Source organism: Lutibacter sp. A80 (assembly GCF_022429645.1).
Lineage (GTDB): Bacteria > Bacteroidota > Bacteroidia > Flavobacteriales > Flavobacteriaceae > Lutibacter.
Window position 1 is genome coordinate 638,401 of record NZ_CP092480.1, and the last position, 16,454, is coordinate 654,854.

General features: G+C 26.8%; 15 protein-coding genes. 11 read left to right on the top strand and 4 right to left on the bottom strand.

Features of this window, described 5'->3' with window-relative positions; translation table 11 throughout:
• Position 1 precedes the first annotated feature (1 nt).
• A complete protein-coding gene (locus MHL31_RS02725) occupies positions 2 to 1,489 on the bottom strand; it encodes a S41 family peptidase (protein WP_240227549.1) in 1,488 nt (495 codons plus the stop codon).
• Positions 1,490 to 1,704: 215 nt separating this feature from the next.
• Here MHL31_RS02725 and MHL31_RS02730 point away from each other — a divergent pair, with 215 nt between their 5' ends.
• The 5 genes from MHL31_RS02730 to MHL31_RS02750 all read left to right on the top strand — a co-directional run bounded on the left by MHL31_RS02730 (position 1,705) and on the right by MHL31_RS02750 (position 6,287).
• Positions 1,705 to 2,214 (top strand): RNA polymerase sigma factor, encoded by a 510-nt coding sequence (locus MHL31_RS02730; RefSeq protein ID WP_240227550.1) that lies wholly within the window; start codon positions 1,705 to 1,707, stop codon positions 2,212 to 2,214.
• A complete protein-coding gene (locus tag MHL31_RS02735; RefSeq protein WP_240227551.1) occupies positions 2,201 to 2,626 on the top strand; it encodes a hypothetical protein in 426 nt (141 codons plus the stop codon). The genes MHL31_RS02730 and MHL31_RS02735 overlap by 14 nt, the downstream gene beginning before the upstream one ends.
• Positions 2,627 to 2,629: 3 nt before the next feature.
• Positions 2,630 to 3,169, top strand: a complete 540-nt coding sequence (locus MHL31_RS02740; protein WP_240227552.1) for a DUF4252 domain-containing protein — start codon at positions 2,630 to 2,632, stop codon at positions 3,167 to 3,169.
• A gap of 10 nt (positions 3,170 to 3,179) precedes the next feature.
• On the top strand, positions 3,180 to 3,728 hold the full coding sequence (locus MHL31_RS02745) for a DUF4252 domain-containing protein (RefSeq protein WP_240227553.1): 549 nt from the start codon (positions 3,180 to 3,182) through the stop codon (positions 3,726 to 3,728).
• 120 nt (positions 3,729 to 3,848) lie between these two features.
• Entirely contained in the window at positions 3,849 to 6,287 is a 2,439-nt protein-coding gene (locus MHL31_RS02750) for a M1 family metallopeptidase (RefSeq protein WP_240227554.1), read from the top strand.
• A 137-nt stretch (positions 6,288 to 6,424) separates the two neighbouring features.
• Here the strand turns inward: MHL31_RS02750 and MHL31_RS02755 are convergent, their stop codons facing one another.
• A complete protein-coding gene (locus tag MHL31_RS02755; RefSeq protein ID WP_240227555.1) occupies positions 6,425 to 6,838 on the bottom strand; it encodes a helix-turn-helix domain-containing protein in 414 nt (137 codons plus the stop codon).
• Positions 6,839 to 7,249: 411 nt separating this feature from the next.
• On the opposite strand from MHL31_RS02755, the gene MHL31_RS02760 reads away from it, so the two are divergent.
• Together MHL31_RS02760 and MHL31_RS02765 are read left to right on the top strand one after the other, a co-directional pair.
• Positions 7,250 to 8,362, top strand: a complete 1,113-nt coding sequence (locus tag MHL31_RS02760; protein WP_240227556.1) for a M14 family zinc carboxypeptidase — start codon at positions 7,250 to 7,252, stop codon at positions 8,360 to 8,362.
• Between the two features lie 70 nt (positions 8,363 to 8,432).
• Positions 8,433 to 8,912 carry an Lrp/AsnC family transcriptional regulator gene (locus tag MHL31_RS02765; RefSeq protein ID WP_240227557.1) on the top strand — a complete coding sequence of 160 codons (480 nt, stop codon included), beginning with the start codon at positions 8,433 to 8,435 and terminating at the stop codon, positions 8,910 to 8,912.
• A gap of 82 nt (positions 8,913 to 8,994) precedes the next feature.
• Here MHL31_RS02765 and MHL31_RS02770 read toward each other — a convergent pair whose 3' ends face one another.
• Both MHL31_RS02770 and MHL31_RS02775 read right to left on the bottom strand, forming a co-directional pair.
• Positions 8,995 to 9,387 carry a NifB/NifX family molybdenum-iron cluster-binding protein gene (locus MHL31_RS02770; RefSeq protein ID WP_240227558.1) on the bottom strand — a complete coding sequence of 131 codons (393 nt, stop codon included), beginning with the start codon at positions 9,385 to 9,387 and terminating at the stop codon, positions 8,995 to 8,997.
• Between the two features lie 140 nt (positions 9,388 to 9,527).
• Positions 9,528 to 10,766, bottom strand: coding sequence for a glycosyltransferase (locus MHL31_RS02775; protein WP_240227559.1), 1,239 nt, complete (start codon positions 10,764 to 10,766; stop codon positions 9,528 to 9,530).
• 469 nt (positions 10,767 to 11,235) lie between these two features.
• Here MHL31_RS02775 and MHL31_RS02780 point away from each other — a divergent pair, with 469 nt between their 5' ends.
• The 4 genes from MHL31_RS02780 (at position 11,236) to MHL31_RS02795 (ending at position 16,365) form a co-directional block, all read left to right on the top strand.
• Positions 11,236 to 11,676 (top strand): cold-shock protein, encoded by a 441-nt coding sequence (locus MHL31_RS02780; protein WP_240227560.1) that lies wholly within the window; start codon positions 11,236 to 11,238, stop codon positions 11,674 to 11,676.
• A 122-nt stretch (positions 11,677 to 11,798) separates the two neighbouring features.
• On the top strand, positions 11,799 to 12,917 hold the full coding sequence (locus tag MHL31_RS02785) for a DEAD/DEAH box helicase (RefSeq protein WP_240227561.1): 1,119 nt from the start codon (positions 11,799 to 11,801) through the stop codon (positions 12,915 to 12,917).
• Between the two features lie 209 nt (positions 12,918 to 13,126).
• Positions 13,127 to 15,871: a S9 family peptidase gene (locus MHL31_RS02790; protein WP_240227562.1), complete on the top strand. Its 2,745-nt coding sequence runs from the start codon at positions 13,127 to 13,129 to the stop codon at positions 15,869 to 15,871.
• 17 nt (positions 15,872 to 15,888) lie between these two features.
• Positions 15,889 to 16,365 (top strand): hypothetical protein, encoded by a 477-nt coding sequence (locus tag MHL31_RS02795; RefSeq protein ID WP_240227563.1) that lies wholly within the window; start codon positions 15,889 to 15,891, stop codon positions 16,363 to 16,365.
• Positions 16,366 to 16,454: the final 89 nt, after the last annotated feature.

Sequence of the window (16,454 nt, forward strand, 5' to 3'; positions counted from 1 at the left end):
GTTATTCTTGAGGAATAATATACATTTCTTTACTATATTTCTTTTTATCTAAAGAGTTAAATATTGTTTCTCCTGTTTTAAATAGGTTTTTACTAGCTAAATTAGATTTAGAACTTACTCCAGAAATAAGATCTAAAGCAGTTTTTAACAAGGGTTCTTCAACATTTCCAAAAGGTTTTATTTGCGATGCATATTCAAGAACTTCATAATCAGGTGTAAAACCTTGTGTATAATCACTTTCATCTAACTTATTATATATTTGAAATACAATAGGTTGTAATGCATTAGTATGAGAAGTACTAGCACCATCTTCACCAAAATCTGGAGAGTCATATAAGGTAATAGAACCCACATTTTTACCATAGGTAGTTGTTCCAATTTTTACAACAGACATGTATGGTGAAAGACCATTAATTATCATTTCACTTGCAGAAGCAGTACTTCCAGAAGTTATTACATATAGTTTTGTAAGTGAATTTAATCTGTTTATAGTTACATCATTAGTATAATCACCTTCTTTATCATACACATAAGCTGAATTAAAAAATGGATAATAACCACCTTCATCAGTATGTTTTGAATTGTATATTAATTTAGCAAAGACGTCATTTTCAGAAGCAGCACCATAAATCATACTTGCTAAATAAGCAGATGTTAAAACGGAACCACCACCGTTGTAGCGAAGGTCTAAAACTAACTCTTGAATACCTTCAGCTTTAAAATCAGCAAAAACGTTATTTAATTCTTCGTGAAAAGTATATTTAAAACCATTATATACTAAATATCCAATTTTAGTTCCGGCATCGTTAGTTATTACATCTGAATATAATACTGGATTTTCTACAACTTCTCTAATTACTAAGGTTTTTTCAATATTATTTGGAGTAATAACACCATTTTCTAAGGTATTAAACGCTAACGATATAGATGTTATTTCACCATCATAAAAATTATTTACTACACCATAATTGTCAATCGTTAGTTCAACTCCATCAAATTTATAGAAAAAATCACCACGTTGCATACCCGCATCTGATGCTGGTGAATTAGGTACAACATAAGTAACATAACCAAGTACTTCATCACAATCACTACATAATCTTGTTAAATCAAACTCAAAACCATAGGCATCATTTACACCTCTAAATGAAGCTCCTTGCTCATTATAATCTTCAATAAACCAAGAAAATCTATCTGTTGTTCCTTTATTATATAATAAAGTTTCAAAAAGACTTTCAGGAGTTGAATAACTATTCAAATAATCGTAATAAGCATCAAAATCATCATCTTTAGTATCGGCTAAATTAGTTACATTTGGTTGCCAATTATACCAAGAGTTCATTGCTTTCCAAACAAAATGATTGACTTGATTATCAATTTTAGTTGTATCAATAAAGTTATTAGATATATCATCATCATCTTTATTACAACTAACAAAAGCAATACTTGAAATTAGTAATATTGCTATAAAAGAATTTATTTTATTCATATTTATGTAAATTATTTTTTTTTAAAACGACTCTTTAAATTCATCATTAATATGAATGGTGAATTTTAATTTAGTTTGTTTATATATTATTTTGTTTTAAATTTTGTCGCAAGATATTAATTTAATTACAAAAATTAAATCAAAGTGTAACAATAACGATATATGTTCGTCATAATTGTAACAACACCAAAAAAAATATTTAAACCAAACTTAAAATGAAGCAGTCAGAGTTTTTAAAAACTGTAATGCCTTTTAAAGATAAAGTATTTAGAGTAGCTAAAAGACTACTTGTATCTACTGAAGAGGCTGAGGATGCAACACAAGAGCTATATTTTAAGTTATGGAGAAATAGATCTAAATTACAAGATTATAAAAGTGTTGAAGCATTTGCAATGACAATGACAAAAAATTATTGTTTTGACAGATTAAAGTCAAAGCAAGCAAGTAATTTAAAGTTAATTCATAGCAATTATCAAGAAAAAGATACTCCATTAGAAAGGCGTATGGAACTTAATGATAGTGTAAGTTTGGTTCATAAATTAATAGAAAATTTACCAGAACAACAAAAATTAATAATACAGTTAAGAGATATAGAACAATATGAATTTGATGAAATAGCAAAAATGTTGGATTTACAACCAACAGCAGTAAGAGTAACATTATCAAGAGCAAGAAAAACAATTAGAGAACAATTAACAAAACAACATAAATATGGAATTAGCTAACATAGAAAAGTTGTTGGAAAAATATTTAGATGCAGAAACTACTATTGCAGAAGAAAAAGAGTTAAAAACTTATTTCTCAGGTAATAATGTGGCGCCACATTTAGAAGAATATCAAGCGATGTTCGGTTATTTTTCAACTAGTAAAAATGAACGATTTACAAAAACCATCCAATTAAAACGAAAAAAGACGAATTGGAAATGGTTATCTGTAGCAGCTTCAATAGTTTTATTAGTTAGTGTTTACACTGGTTACCAAAGTAATCAACAAAAAAAGGCTGAAAAAATATACGCAGAAACCAGAATGGCTTTTGGTATGTTGGCAGCAAATTTAAACAAAGGAAATGAAGCAATTCTACAGTTGCAACATTTTGAAGACACAAAAAACAAAATTTTTAAACAACCAAAAAAGTAGAAAATGAAAAAATTAATAATATTAGCAGTAGTTACCTTAATATCTTTTGGAACTTATGCTCAAAATTCAATATTTGATAAATTTGAAGAAATGGATGATGTTTCTTCAGTTATCGTAAATAAAGAAGCTTTTAGAATGCTCGCAAAATTTAAAGGCGGAGGAGAAGAAGGTCAAGAATATTTTGACATGGTAAAAGGTTTGTCGTCTTTTAGAGTTTTTTCAACAGAAAACCAATCAATTGCTAGCGAAATGAATACTATAGTTTCTAAATACTTAAAAAGTTCAAAATTAATTGAATTAATGAGAGTAAAAGATGAAGAATCAAATGTTAAAATTTATGTACGTCAAGGAAAAGATGAAGACCATGTAAGTGAGTTGCTTATGTTTGTTAGCGGTGCTGGAAAATATACCAATAATTCTGACAGCCCAATAAAAGCTGAGTCTGTAATACTTTCATTAACAGGAGATATAGATTTAAATAAAATATCTGAACTTACAGAAACTCATGTTCCTGGTAGTGGTAAACAATTAAAAAAACAATAAAAAAATGTTTATGAAATCAAGTATAAAATTTTTAGGAGCAGTTTTTATTGTAATATCCACACTTATTTCTTGTGATAATTCACCAACTTTACAAAAGTATTATGTTGATAGTAAAGAGAACGATGCTTTTATATCGGTAGATTTACCAGCAAATATTTTACAATTAAAAGATGATACTGTTTCTGATGATGTAAAAAGAACGTTGGAAACAATTAAAAAAGTGAATTTTTTAGCCCTACAATTAACAGATACTAATGAAGCTTTATATACTTCAGAAAAAGTAAAAGTTAAATCAATTCTTAAAAACCCAAAATATAAACAACTTATGCGTGTAAATATGGGTAAAGGAAATGTAAGTGTTAATTATTTGGGTGAAGAAGATGCTATAGATGAAGTTGTTGTTTTTGGTTCTGATAATAATAAAGGTTTTGCAATAATTAGAGTTATTGGTGAAAACATGAACCCTAGTGAAATTATTAAAATAGCTCAAGAAATTAAACTAGATGGAGATTCGCAACAATTAAAACAACTTGGCGGATTGATTAGCGGTTTAAAATAAATTACTAGAAAATTATAATAATAAAGCCATACTTGAATAAAGTATGGCTTTTTAACTATCTATTAACTTCTAAAAACTTAAAAAATAGTATTTTTGGAGCTTTAAAATTCGTTTTTGAATATGAAGAATATTGCGATACTATTTATTTTATTTTTAACCTTTGCGGTAAAAGCACAAGACAATCCTTATCAACCAGAAAGAACTAAGGTCAATAACTTAGTACATACTAAATTAAAAGTTGATTTTAATTTAAAAAAAAGTCAATTAAATGGTGAAGCATGGATAACCTTAACACCACACTTTTATCCAACAAATAAAGTAACTTTAGATGCAAAATCATTCAAGATAAATCAAGTTAAAGTAAATGATAATATAACTACTTTTAACTATTCTGATAATGAGTTAACTATAGATTTAGATAAAACCTATAATAAAGGCGAAAAATATATAATTTATGTAAATTATATAGCCAAGCCTGAGGAAGTTAAACAAAAAGGAAGTTTAAATATAACAGATGCTAAAGGACTTTATTTTATAGATCCTTTAGATACAGATCCTGAAAAACCTACACAAATTTGGACACAAGGAGAAACAGAATCGAGTAGTTGTTGGTTTCCAACTATAGATACCCCAAATCAAAAAACTTCACAAGAAATTTATATAACTGTTCCAAGTAAATTTGTAACACTTTCTAACGGAACTTTACAATCTCAAGAAGAAAATAATGATGGTACCAGAACAGATTATTGGAAAATGAATCAAAAACATGCTCCATATTTGTTTTTTATGGGCGTTGGTGATTTCAGTATTGTAAATGATACTTGGAATGGTAAAAAAGTTGATTATTATGTAGAACATGAATATGAAGATGTTGCTGATGCTATTTTTGGAATGACTCCAGAAATGTTAACTTTTTTCTCAGATTTAACTGGAATCCCTTATCCTTGGGATAAATACAGTCAAATTGTGGTTAGAGATTATGTAAGTGGAGCAATGGAAAATACCACAGCTGTTGTACACGCAGAAGATGCACAACAAAAAAAAGGACAATTAGTTGATGAAAATATATGGGAAGGCACAATTGCACATGAATTATTTCATCATTGGTTCGGCGATTTAGTTACTACAGAAAGTTGGGCAAATTTAACGGTAAACGAATCTTTTGCTACCTACAGTGTTTATTTATGGTTTGAGCATAAATACGGAAAAGATAGGGCAGCTGCACATATGTATAATGAAATACAAACGTATTTACAAAGTGAAAGTGAAAATAAAATTTTAGTACGTTTTCATTATCACGATAAAGAAGATATGTTTGATACTGTAAGCTATCACAAAGGAAATGCCATTCTTCATATGTTGCGTAATATTTTAGGTGATGACGCTTTTTTTGCAGGTCTGTCTAAATATTTAAACGATCATAAATTTGGAACTGCTGAAGCACATGAACTGCGTTTAGCTTTAGAAGAAGTAAGTGGTAAAGATTTAAATTGGTTTTTTAATCAATGGTATTATGGAAGCGGACATATAAAAGCAGCACTGTCTTACGATTACAATACAATAAACAATACAGTAACCGTAAATATTAATCAGCAAGAAAAAGCCTTTACATTTCCGTTAACTATAGATATTTATGAAGGTACTACCAAAGCAACACATAATGTCTGGGTAGACGGCAAACAAAGTTCATTTACATTTCCATATAATAAGCAACCTAGCTTAATTAATATAGATCCTGAGCACGTGCTTTTAGCTGAATTTACTGAAAGTAAGTCGTTAGACGAATATATTTTTCAGTTTAATAATACAACACATTATGTAGATAGAAAGTTAGCTTTAGAAGAAATTGTAAAACATCAAAGAGATAATAAAACAGCTTTAAATACTGTTGTTAAAGCTTTTGAAGATTCATATTACGAAATTAGAGTAATTGCCTTAGATAATTTGGATTTATTTCAAAAGTATAATAAGAAAGATATAATAACAAAGGTTGAAAAAATGGCTCAAAACGATGAAAAAACATTAGTTAGAGCTGCAGCAATAGGTGTTTTAGGGAAACTAATAGATCCAATTTATAAGCCGTTATTTGAAAAAGGTTTACAAAGTGAATCTTATGCTATTATAGGAAGTTCATTAAAATCATTATATCAAATAGATAAGGAAACTACGTTAAATAAAATCAAAACATTAGACGAAACAATTAAAGAAAGCTTAGCAGATGCTATAACAAGTATTTTTATACAAGAAAAAGATAAATCTAACTTGCCATTTATAGCAAATCAAGTTTTAAATGGAATGTTTTTAACAGAAAATGCTAGAACACAACAAATTTATACTGAAGCCTTTAAATGGATTGCTGAAAGTGATAATGAGGAAGCCATAACTAATCTAACTAATAATTTTGTTAAATTAGGAAAACAGTATAAAAAATATAATTTTGATCAAATGGCTATTAATATGCTAAATCAAATGGTGTATATGCAGCAAGAATCTACTCATGAAAACAAAAATGAATTGATTTTGATCTTAAAAAGAGGAATGGCTAAACTAATAGAATAAGAAAGGTTCTATAACATTATCTAAAATAATAATAAACGGTTATTCTGCATCTAAATTCTATATTTCACTAAAATATAAAGAAATATTTAAGTATTGAAAGCTATATTTAAATAGACGTACGAATAAAAGATTCAAAATTAGGCAGAATAATTTTTAAAACTACCATCTTTAAAAAATATTATAATTCTCTCAATTTCATTTGAAGGAGCTTCTTTTGAATGCTCTATAATTTTTTCAGGAATAACATTTTCAACAGTATTCTTTTCTTCATTAGTAGAAAAAAGAGTAGGAGCACTTGTTGTGATTTCTTTTTTTTGATTTATAGCTTTAGGAAAAGAACCAACACCATTTAATAACCAGTATAATTCTACTTCAGGAAAATTTTTTAAAATTTTTAGCACAAATTCTAAACTTGGTTTATTCCTTCCAGACAGTAGGTGAGAGATACTTGATCGTTGTACTTCAATTTTATCAGCTAATACTGCAGCTGATAGGTTGTAGTAATCCATAATTAAATTCAATCTTTTAGCAAAATCTTCTACATTTATCATAAGTTACAATTGTAAACGGTTTAATCTTTTACAAATGTAACTAATCTATATTTAAGAAGCAAAAATATATATAAAACAGTCATTTACATACTAAATAACCTATATTAATACTTTATATAACTAATACTAACTTATTGATATATAAGTTTCTAATATTTCAGGATAGTTATTTCTTATACTTATATATAAGTTGTGTATTATCCTAATTATGTCTTACAGATAACTGTTTACAATTGTAGAAACTCTTGTTAATTTAGTTGTTTACATCTGTAAATTGCAATGTATTTACAATTGTAACTTTGCGAGTTGTAGAAAATTTAAACTAAAAGTAAAATAAAATAATATATTCTTATTTTTGCGTAATAACAGAATTGATACAGAGGAAGTATTTAAAAAAAATAAACATTAGGCATGAAAACAATAGATACAGTTATTTTAGAAAATTGGTATAAATCTAATTTTGAGAATAAATTAAAAGGTAGAAGAATTTTATTTGACGATATACAACCTCTTATAGAAAATTTATCTTCAAAATTTAAAAAAGAAATTATAGGCTATTCAGAAAATAACATACCTATATATATGGTTTCTATTGGTAAAGGACCTATTAAGGTACTTTCATGGTCGCAGATGCATGGAAATGAAAGTACAGGTACTAAAGCTTTATTTGACTTATTTAATTTTTTTGAAACTTCAGGAGATGAATTAAAATCTGTTTGTGATAACATATTAAATAATTGTACGCTTCAATTTATAGTTTTATTAAACCCTGATGGAGCTATTAATTTTACACGTGAAAATGCAAATAATATAGACTTAAATAGAGATGCAGTTAATATTAAGGCTGTTGAAAGCAAGCTATTGCGTAATGTATTAGATAAATTTAAGCCTAAATTTTGCTTTAATTTACACGATCAACGTTCAATATTTAACGTAGAAGGTACAGAAAACCCTGCAACAATATCTTTTTTAGCACCATCTGAAGATTTAGAGAGAACTTTAACTAAGGGGCGTAAAGAAACAATGAGTGTAATTGTAGCAATGAATACTTTGTTACAAAAAATAATACCTAATCATATAGGTAGATATACAGACGAGTTTTATCCTACAGCAACTGGAGATAATTTTCAAAAACTGGGTTATAACACCATTTTAATAGAGGCAGGACATTATAATAATGATTATAATAGAGAAATAACACGTGAATTTAATTTCTATGCAATTTTACAAGGTTTATATTTTATAGCTTCAGCAGACAATTTTTCACATTACAAACCGTATTTTGATATCCCTAATAATGACACCTTATTTTTAGATATTATATATTCTGACTTAAAAATGATGAAAAACGGAGTAGAAACTACTGAAGACGTTGGAATTCAATATAAATTTAAAGTTGAAAGCAATGAACTTATAATGTATAAATCAATTGAAAACCAAGGTGATTTGTCTAAATATTTCACAAATAACAAAATAAATGCAGTTAAATTAAATTTTAAGGAATTAAAATTATCAAATTCGTAAATTTTTTATGTAAATATCATTTTTTTTTAATAAATTTGTTGTATAATTATATATTATTAAGAAAAAAACCATGAAAAAATTCATTTTAGATGAAATAGATCATCAAATATTAGATATCCTTATCGAAAATGCTAGAACTCCATTTACAGATATCGCAAAAAAACTAGTTGTTTCTGCAGGTACTATACATGTAAGAGTTAAAAAAATGGAAGATGAAGGAATTATTAAAGGCTCTACTTTAACATTAGATTATGAAAAAATGGGCTATTCATTTATTTCACATGTTGGTATATATTTAGCCAAAACTTCCAAAACCAAACAAGTTATAAATGACTTGAAAAAAATACCAAATATCACCATAGCATATATAACTGCTGGTAAATTTAATGTTTTTTGTAAAATTAGAGCAAAAGACACTACTCATGCAAAAGAAATAATTTTTGAAATTGATGATATTGATGGTGTTTCTAGAACAGAAACAATGATTTCTTTAGAAGAAAGCATTAATGACAAAACAAGATTAATGCATTCTATTTTTAGAGAAATTTAATCCATTTTTATATAAAATAAAATACTGTCTGAAATAATTAACTATTAATATTTTGGACAGTATTTTATTAATACTATTAAATTTAGTGCTTTTTAGTATTACAATTGCAGTTACATCCTGAGAGCTCGTTTGAAATTGGGGCCATAGCTTCTAATGTTCCATTAATTAATTTTTGAATAGCAATATCAGGGTCAGTTTCGTCTATTTTATAACAAGCTACTCCATATTTGGCTAATTTTTCAGTGGCTCCTGAGCCAATACCTCGAGTTAATAAAATATCACATTCAAGTAACACATGTTTATTGCTTTCATTCTGGAAAAAATTCCTTAATGTTTCATCTCTAGACAATTCAAGCAATCTTTTGTGTTCTATTACAGCTCCATTTATTGTATAAATTAAATAGTTTCTGCACTTTCCTGTATGATTAAAGATGCTTTTTTTATTTTGAAAAGTAACGGCTACAATATTTTTCATAAATAATTTCTATTTTAATTCAAATTTAAAATTAAATAGGGTAGTAGACTGCAACTTTGGTTACTATAAATTATAGAGAATTTAAAATAATTAAACCTTTGATAGCATAAAACAATAAAAGGTGAATAAATTAAGTTAGTCTATTTTTTATTTTTCTCTTCAATCCATTTAGACATATATTTAGTGCTTTTTAAAGTATGGTGTAATAACATTGAACCAATAAAATTTTGATTTCTATGGTTTTCTAAATCTTTAAAAATAGTTTCAATTTTTAACATCAATTCTTTTCCAAATTTATTTTTAGAAAAATTAGAATTGATAATTTGTATGCCATTTTGTTGTTTTTTTAACCAAATTTCTTCATTCTGATATAATTTTATGGCTTTTTCAATAAAATTATTAAAATCATTTTCAATAAATCCAGCATAAGGTAAACCACCATTATTTATACCTTCAGAACCGATAGAAGTAGTAATAGACGGTGTTCCATAAATCATGGCATCTATAAGTTTACCTTTTAATCCGGCTCCAAATAATAATGGAGCTAAACATATTCGGGCATTTGAAAAGGAAATTTCTTTATTTTTTGCCCAACCTTCAATTAAAAATCCTTCTTTGGCATTGTGTAATTGTAGTACACTTTGATTATCTCCATACGCTCCATAAATATGAATTGTAGCTTTTGGTAGTTGCTTTTTAATTTTTGGCCAAATATGTTTTTTTAATGTTCTAACAGCTTCTAAATTAGGCTTGTGTTTAAAATTACCTATAGTCATAAAATCTACTCTTTCATTAAATGAAGGATAATTTTTAAAGGTATTTTGTGTTATTTCATTTAATAAAAAAGGAGTATAACAAAGTATATTTAAATCAATTTTAAATTTTGTAATTAATAATTCTAATTCATATTTAGAAATAATTAAAGATATATCACAACGATATATACTAGCAATTTCTCGCTTAGTAATATCATTATTTAGTAAAATTTTATTTGTTTCAACCTTACTTTTAAATTGTTTTTCTCTTGCAAACCTTAAAAAATGTAAATCTTCAGTATCTAATATTTTAAGTGCGTTTGGACAATTTTCAGAAACTCTCCATCCAAATTGTTCTTCCGTTAAATACCTGTCAAACAAAACAATATCAGGTTGGTATTGAATAATTAAATCATCAAAACTACTACAGTTTAGTTCAATTTTTGAAGCTTTAATTCCTGCTTCAGAAAGATTATAAGATTGTGTTGTTTTAGAGGCAGAGCTAACAAAATAAATATCTAAACCATATTCTTTAAAAATACTTATTAGTTGTAATATTCTAGTTCCAGCAGCTGTAGTAGTAGGTTCTGGCCATACAAATCCTATAATTAATATTTTTTTCATAATTCAAATGTATAAATAAGAATTTAGTTAATATTTAAATTTATATAAAAGCAAAAATATGCTATTTAACTTAATCTGTTTTTAAAATTAAACAGTAAATTATTAATTAGTTAATATATTAATATAAAGCTGTTTAACTACTTATTGATAACTTATTGTTTAATTTATTAAACGCTAAATAAGTCGGTATTTTTTTAAGAAAAAACTTAGTAAATACATCACTTTACAATTATTTATGTCAATTATATTAACTTGAAATATAAAAAATTAAATAGGAAGTGTTATATTTGCACAAGTTTATAATTAATTAGTCATTATTTTATAAGCAGGTCATTTAATAACTTCAGTTGTATTTTGAAAATCAATTTAATAAATTGTTTTCACAAAAAAAATCTATTTTAATTCAAATGACACCCTTAACTGTTTAGGAAACAACAGAATAAACAAATAAAATTTAACATAATAATTAATGGCAGGATCACAAGAAACATTTGGTAAAAAAGAAAGAGAGAAGAAAAGATTAAAGAAAAAGAAAGATAAACTTCTTAGAAAAGAAGAGCGTAAGGCTAATGGACAAGATAGTATGTTTGTCTATGTAGACGAATTTGGACAATTAACTGATACGCCGCCAGATCCATCCAAAAAAATTAAAGTTGATGCAGAAAGCATCGAAATAGGTATTCCAAAAAAAGAAGATAGAGAAGAAGAAGCTCCTGTAGACAGAAAAGGAAAAGTTTCATTTTTTGATACATCTAAAGGGTTTGGATTTATTATTGACACTTCAACACAAGAAAAGTTTTTTGTTCATGTTAGTGGTGTTTTAGAAGAAATTGCTGAAAATGATAAAGTTACTTTTGAATTGGAAAAAGGTTTAAAAGGAATGAATGCCGTTAGAGTAAAAAAGATATAACATTATTAAAAAAATATTTAAAAGCTGCTTTTTAAGCAGCTTTTTTTGTTTTTAGAAAGTGGGATTAAAGTAATAATTATTGTAAATTTAATAACTGTACATTTGCAGTATAAAATAAAAACATGGCAACATTTTTAGAATTAGGAGTTCATAAAGAATTTATTCAAGGATTAAAAGAGCTTGGTATTAAAACACCAACAGATGTACAAAAAGCAACAATTCCCGTTTTGTTAAAATCCAAAACAGATTTAGTAGGTTTAGCACAAACTGGAACTGGTAAAACAGCAGCTTTTGGCTTGCCAATTTTACAAGGAATAGATGTAAACTCTTCAAATATTCAATCGTTAATTTTAGCGCCAACTAGAGAATTAGCTCAACAAATTAAAAAACAATTATTTAAATACACCAAGTATTTAAATTCAAAAATATTTATTGAAGCAGTTTATGGTGGTGAAAAAATAGAGCGTCAGATTAAAAATTTAAAACGTACTACACATATAGTAGTTGCTACACCAGGAAGATTAATAGATTTAATTGAAAAAGGTGAAATAGATTTAAGTAAAGTAACTACACTAGTGCTTGATGAAGCTGATGAAATGTTAAGCATGGGATTTAAACAAGACCTAAACAGAATTTTAAAATATACTGGTAAAAAGAAAAATACCTGGTTATTTTCAGCAACTATGCCTACTGAAATTCAGCAAATTATAAAAACCTATATGGCATCTGATGCTGTTAAAATTGCGGTTAACAAAAATACATTGGTTAATGCAAATATTACACATCATTACATAAAAACGAGTATTAAAAACAAACCTGAATTATTAATTAAGATTTTAGAACGTAGATCTAACGATAGAGGAATAATATTTTGTAGAACAAAAGCTGGTACACAAAATTTGTCTAATTTTTTAAAAGAAGAAGGTTTTTCTGTTGATGCTTTAGAGGGAGATATGCAGCAAAAAGAACGTGAAAAGGTAATGCGTGCTTTTAAAAATGGAAGCTTACAGGTTTTAATTTCTACAGATGTTTCTGCTAGAGGTATTGACGTAAATAACTTAGGCTTTGTAATTCACCATCAATTACCTGAACAATTAGAATATTACACACATAGAAGTGGTAGAACTGCTAGAGCTGGAAAAGCTGGTTTTTCAATAGCGCTTATTTTACCAAATGAATTACAAAAAATTCAAGATCTTCAAAAGGCTTTAGGAATTAAATTTGTTGAAATTTCAATATAATTTAGTTTCTAATTTATTTTAAAGTCCTGTAAATTAATTTTTACAGGATTTTTATGTTAATATTGGCTATAATTTTGAAATTTAGTTAGTTATTGTTTTTCCAGTATTTTTTTATTTAAAATTTAATATTAATACTATATTTATACTTTCTAAAAAATATAAATATGAAACTCTTTTTAACCTCACTTTTATTTCTAATTTCTTTTTCAATGATAGCACAAAAAAAAGTGTTAGATCATACTGATTATGAAAATTGGAACGCCATTAAAAATCAAACTATATCCTCAGATGGAAATACAATAATGTATCTACTCGAAAAAGGGGAAAAGGATAGTAGTCTAAAAATTAAAAACAACAAAGGAAAACTTGTTTTTGAACACGAAAGGGCTGAAAAACCTGTATTTACCAATAATTTTAAAACTGCATTATTTACTGTAAAACCTTGGAAAGATAGTGTAGTTGAGCTAAAACGAAAAAAAGTAAAAAAGGATAAATTACCTAAAGATACATTAGCAATTTATAGTTTAGAGACAAATACACTTACTAAAATTGGAAATGTAAAATCTTATAGTATTCCAGAAAAATGGGATGGTTTTATTGCTTATTTATTAGAAGAAGTTAAAACTGTAAAAAAACAAAGAGACACTTCTAAAAAAGAAAAAAAGGTTAAAAAACCTAAAAAAGTAGGTAAAAATAATGGATATCATTTAGTTTTAAGAAATTTAACTACAAAAAAACAAGATACCTTTAAATATGTTACAAATTACAAATTTGCTAAAGAAGGTAAACAATTAGCATTTATTACAACTGGCTTAGATTCAACCGTTAAAGCCGGAGTTTATGTTTTAAATTTAGAAAATAACCAATTAAATTCTATTTTTGAAGCAAATAAAAAAACTAAATATTACCAACTAAATTTTAGTGATTCTGGAAATAATTTAAGCTTTATAGCTGACAGAGATACTACAAAAACACAAGTTAGACCTAATGAACTTTATTACTGGACACAAGGTAATTCAACAGCTCAAAAACTTTTAGATCCAATTTCAGCTCCAAATGGCTATAGAGTTTCTTCAGATGGTACTATTTCTTTTTCTAAAGATGAAACTAAGTTATATTTTGGTTTAGCTAAACCACCAATTGTAAAGGATACTACTTTGTTAGATGAAGAAATTGTAAATGTAGAAGTTTGGACTTATAATGAACCAAGATTGTATACAGTTCAAGAAATGCAAGTTAAAAAAGATGCTAAAAAATCATACACAACCGTAATTCATTTAAATAATAAAAACTTAGTACAGTTAGGTTCTACAGAATATCCTGATACAAGAATTGGAGATGAAGGTAATGCTGAATTTGCATTATTAAGTAATCCTGAACCATATCTTTTAGAAAGTCAATGGACTGGTAATTCTGCAAGAGATTATGCAATTGTTAATACAAACACAGGAGCAATTACCAAAATTTTTGATAAAATGAGCGGCCGTGTTAGTTTAAGTCCGAAAGCTAAATACGCCTATGGATATAATTCTATTGACAGCACTTGGTTTACATTTAATTTAGCAACCAAAAAAATGACAAACCTTACAAAGGGGAAAGTTTTTTACGATGAGTTAAATGATTCTCCTGTACATCCTAGATCATATGGATCTGCTGGTTGGACTGAAGATGATGCTTCTATTTTATTATATGATAGATATGATATTTGGGAATTTAATCCAGAAAATGGAACTAGTAAAAAATTAACTGATGGACGTGCTTCAAAAACAAGTTATAGATATATTGAATTTGATAAAGAAGAGCGTTTTTTAACCAAAAAAGACAAATGGTTGTTTTATACGTTTAATGAATTAAGTAAAAATTCAGGTTATTTTCAATTCAATCCAAAAAATAATAAAGGAAAACAATTAATAACGGATGCATATCGTTTTTCTACGCCAATAAAAGCTAAAAAATCAGATAATGTATTATTTACAAAACAAAGTTTTGAGGTATTTCCAGATATTATATACTCAGATTTAAGTTTTAAAAAACAAATTAAAATTACGAATGCAAATCCACAACAAAGCGAATACAATTGGGGAACAGCAGAATTAGTTTATTGGACATCTTTAGACGGAGAACCTTTAACTGGTATGCTTATAAAACCAGAAAATTTTGATCCTTCAAAAAAATATCCAATGATTGTGAATTTTTATGAAAAAAGTTCTGATGGACTTTTTAGCCATAAAGCACCATCACCTGGAAGATCAACTATAAATTATAGTTTTTATGCTAGTAGAGGCTATTTAATTTTTAATCCTGATGTAACTTACAAAGTTGGTTACCCAGGCGAAAGCGCATATAGTTGCGTTATTCCAGGAATTACATCGCTTATAGAAAAAGGATTTGTAGATAAAGAAAATATTGGAGCACAAGGGCACAGTTGGGGTGGTTATCAAATTGCATATTTAGTTACTAAAACTAATATTTTTAAAGCTGTTGAATCTGGAGCTCCTGTTCCAAATATGATTAGTGCTTATGGAGGAATTAGATGGTGGACAGGTTTAAGTAGACAATTTCAATACGAACATACACAAAGTAGAATAGGAGGTACTCCTTGGGAATACCCAGCACGTTATATTGAAAATTCACCAATTTTTAGTCTCGATAAAGTTAACACACCAATGTTAATTATGCATAATGATGCTGATGGTCATGTGCCATGGTATCAAGGAATTGAACTTTTTGTTTCATTACGAAGATTGGGTAAACCATCTTGGATGCTAAATTATAATGGAGAACCACATTGGCCATTAAAAATGCAAAATAGAAAAGATTTCAATATTCGTATGCAACAATATTTTGACTATTATTTAAAAGATGCTCCAATGCCTGTATGGATGAAAAGAGGAGTACCTGCTATTGAAAAAGGAATTAATCAAGGATATGAATTAATACCTGATTCTAAATAATTGTATAAAACATTTTAATGAAAACAGCTTCGGTTAAAGAATTAAAAACAGAATTGAAAGATTGTTCAAATTCAGAATTAATTGAACTTGTTTTACAGCTTTCAAAATTTAAAAAAGAAAATAAAGAATTGTTAACGTATTTGTTATATATGGCATCTGATGAAGATGCCTATATTTCAAATATAAAAATTGAAATGACTCAATTATTTAACGATATCAATACATCTAGTTATTATTTTATACGTAAAAGTGTTCGTAAAATATTAAGAATTGTTAAAACCTATATTCGTTATTCTAAAAAAAAAGAAACCGAAGTTGAATTATTAATTTATTTCTGCAAAGAATTGAATAATATACAACCTTCATTTAAACGTAATACAACCCTTAAAAACCTATACGAAAGACAAATTTTATTCATTAAAAAATCTATAAAAACGCTACACGAAGATTTACAATACGATTTTACAATTGAGCTAGAAAAACTAAATAGTTAATAGCCTATAAATCAAGTAAAAAAAAAGTTTTTCATAAAAAAGTTGCATTAACACTAATAAAGGCTGTATTTTTGTGTGTTTTTTAAATT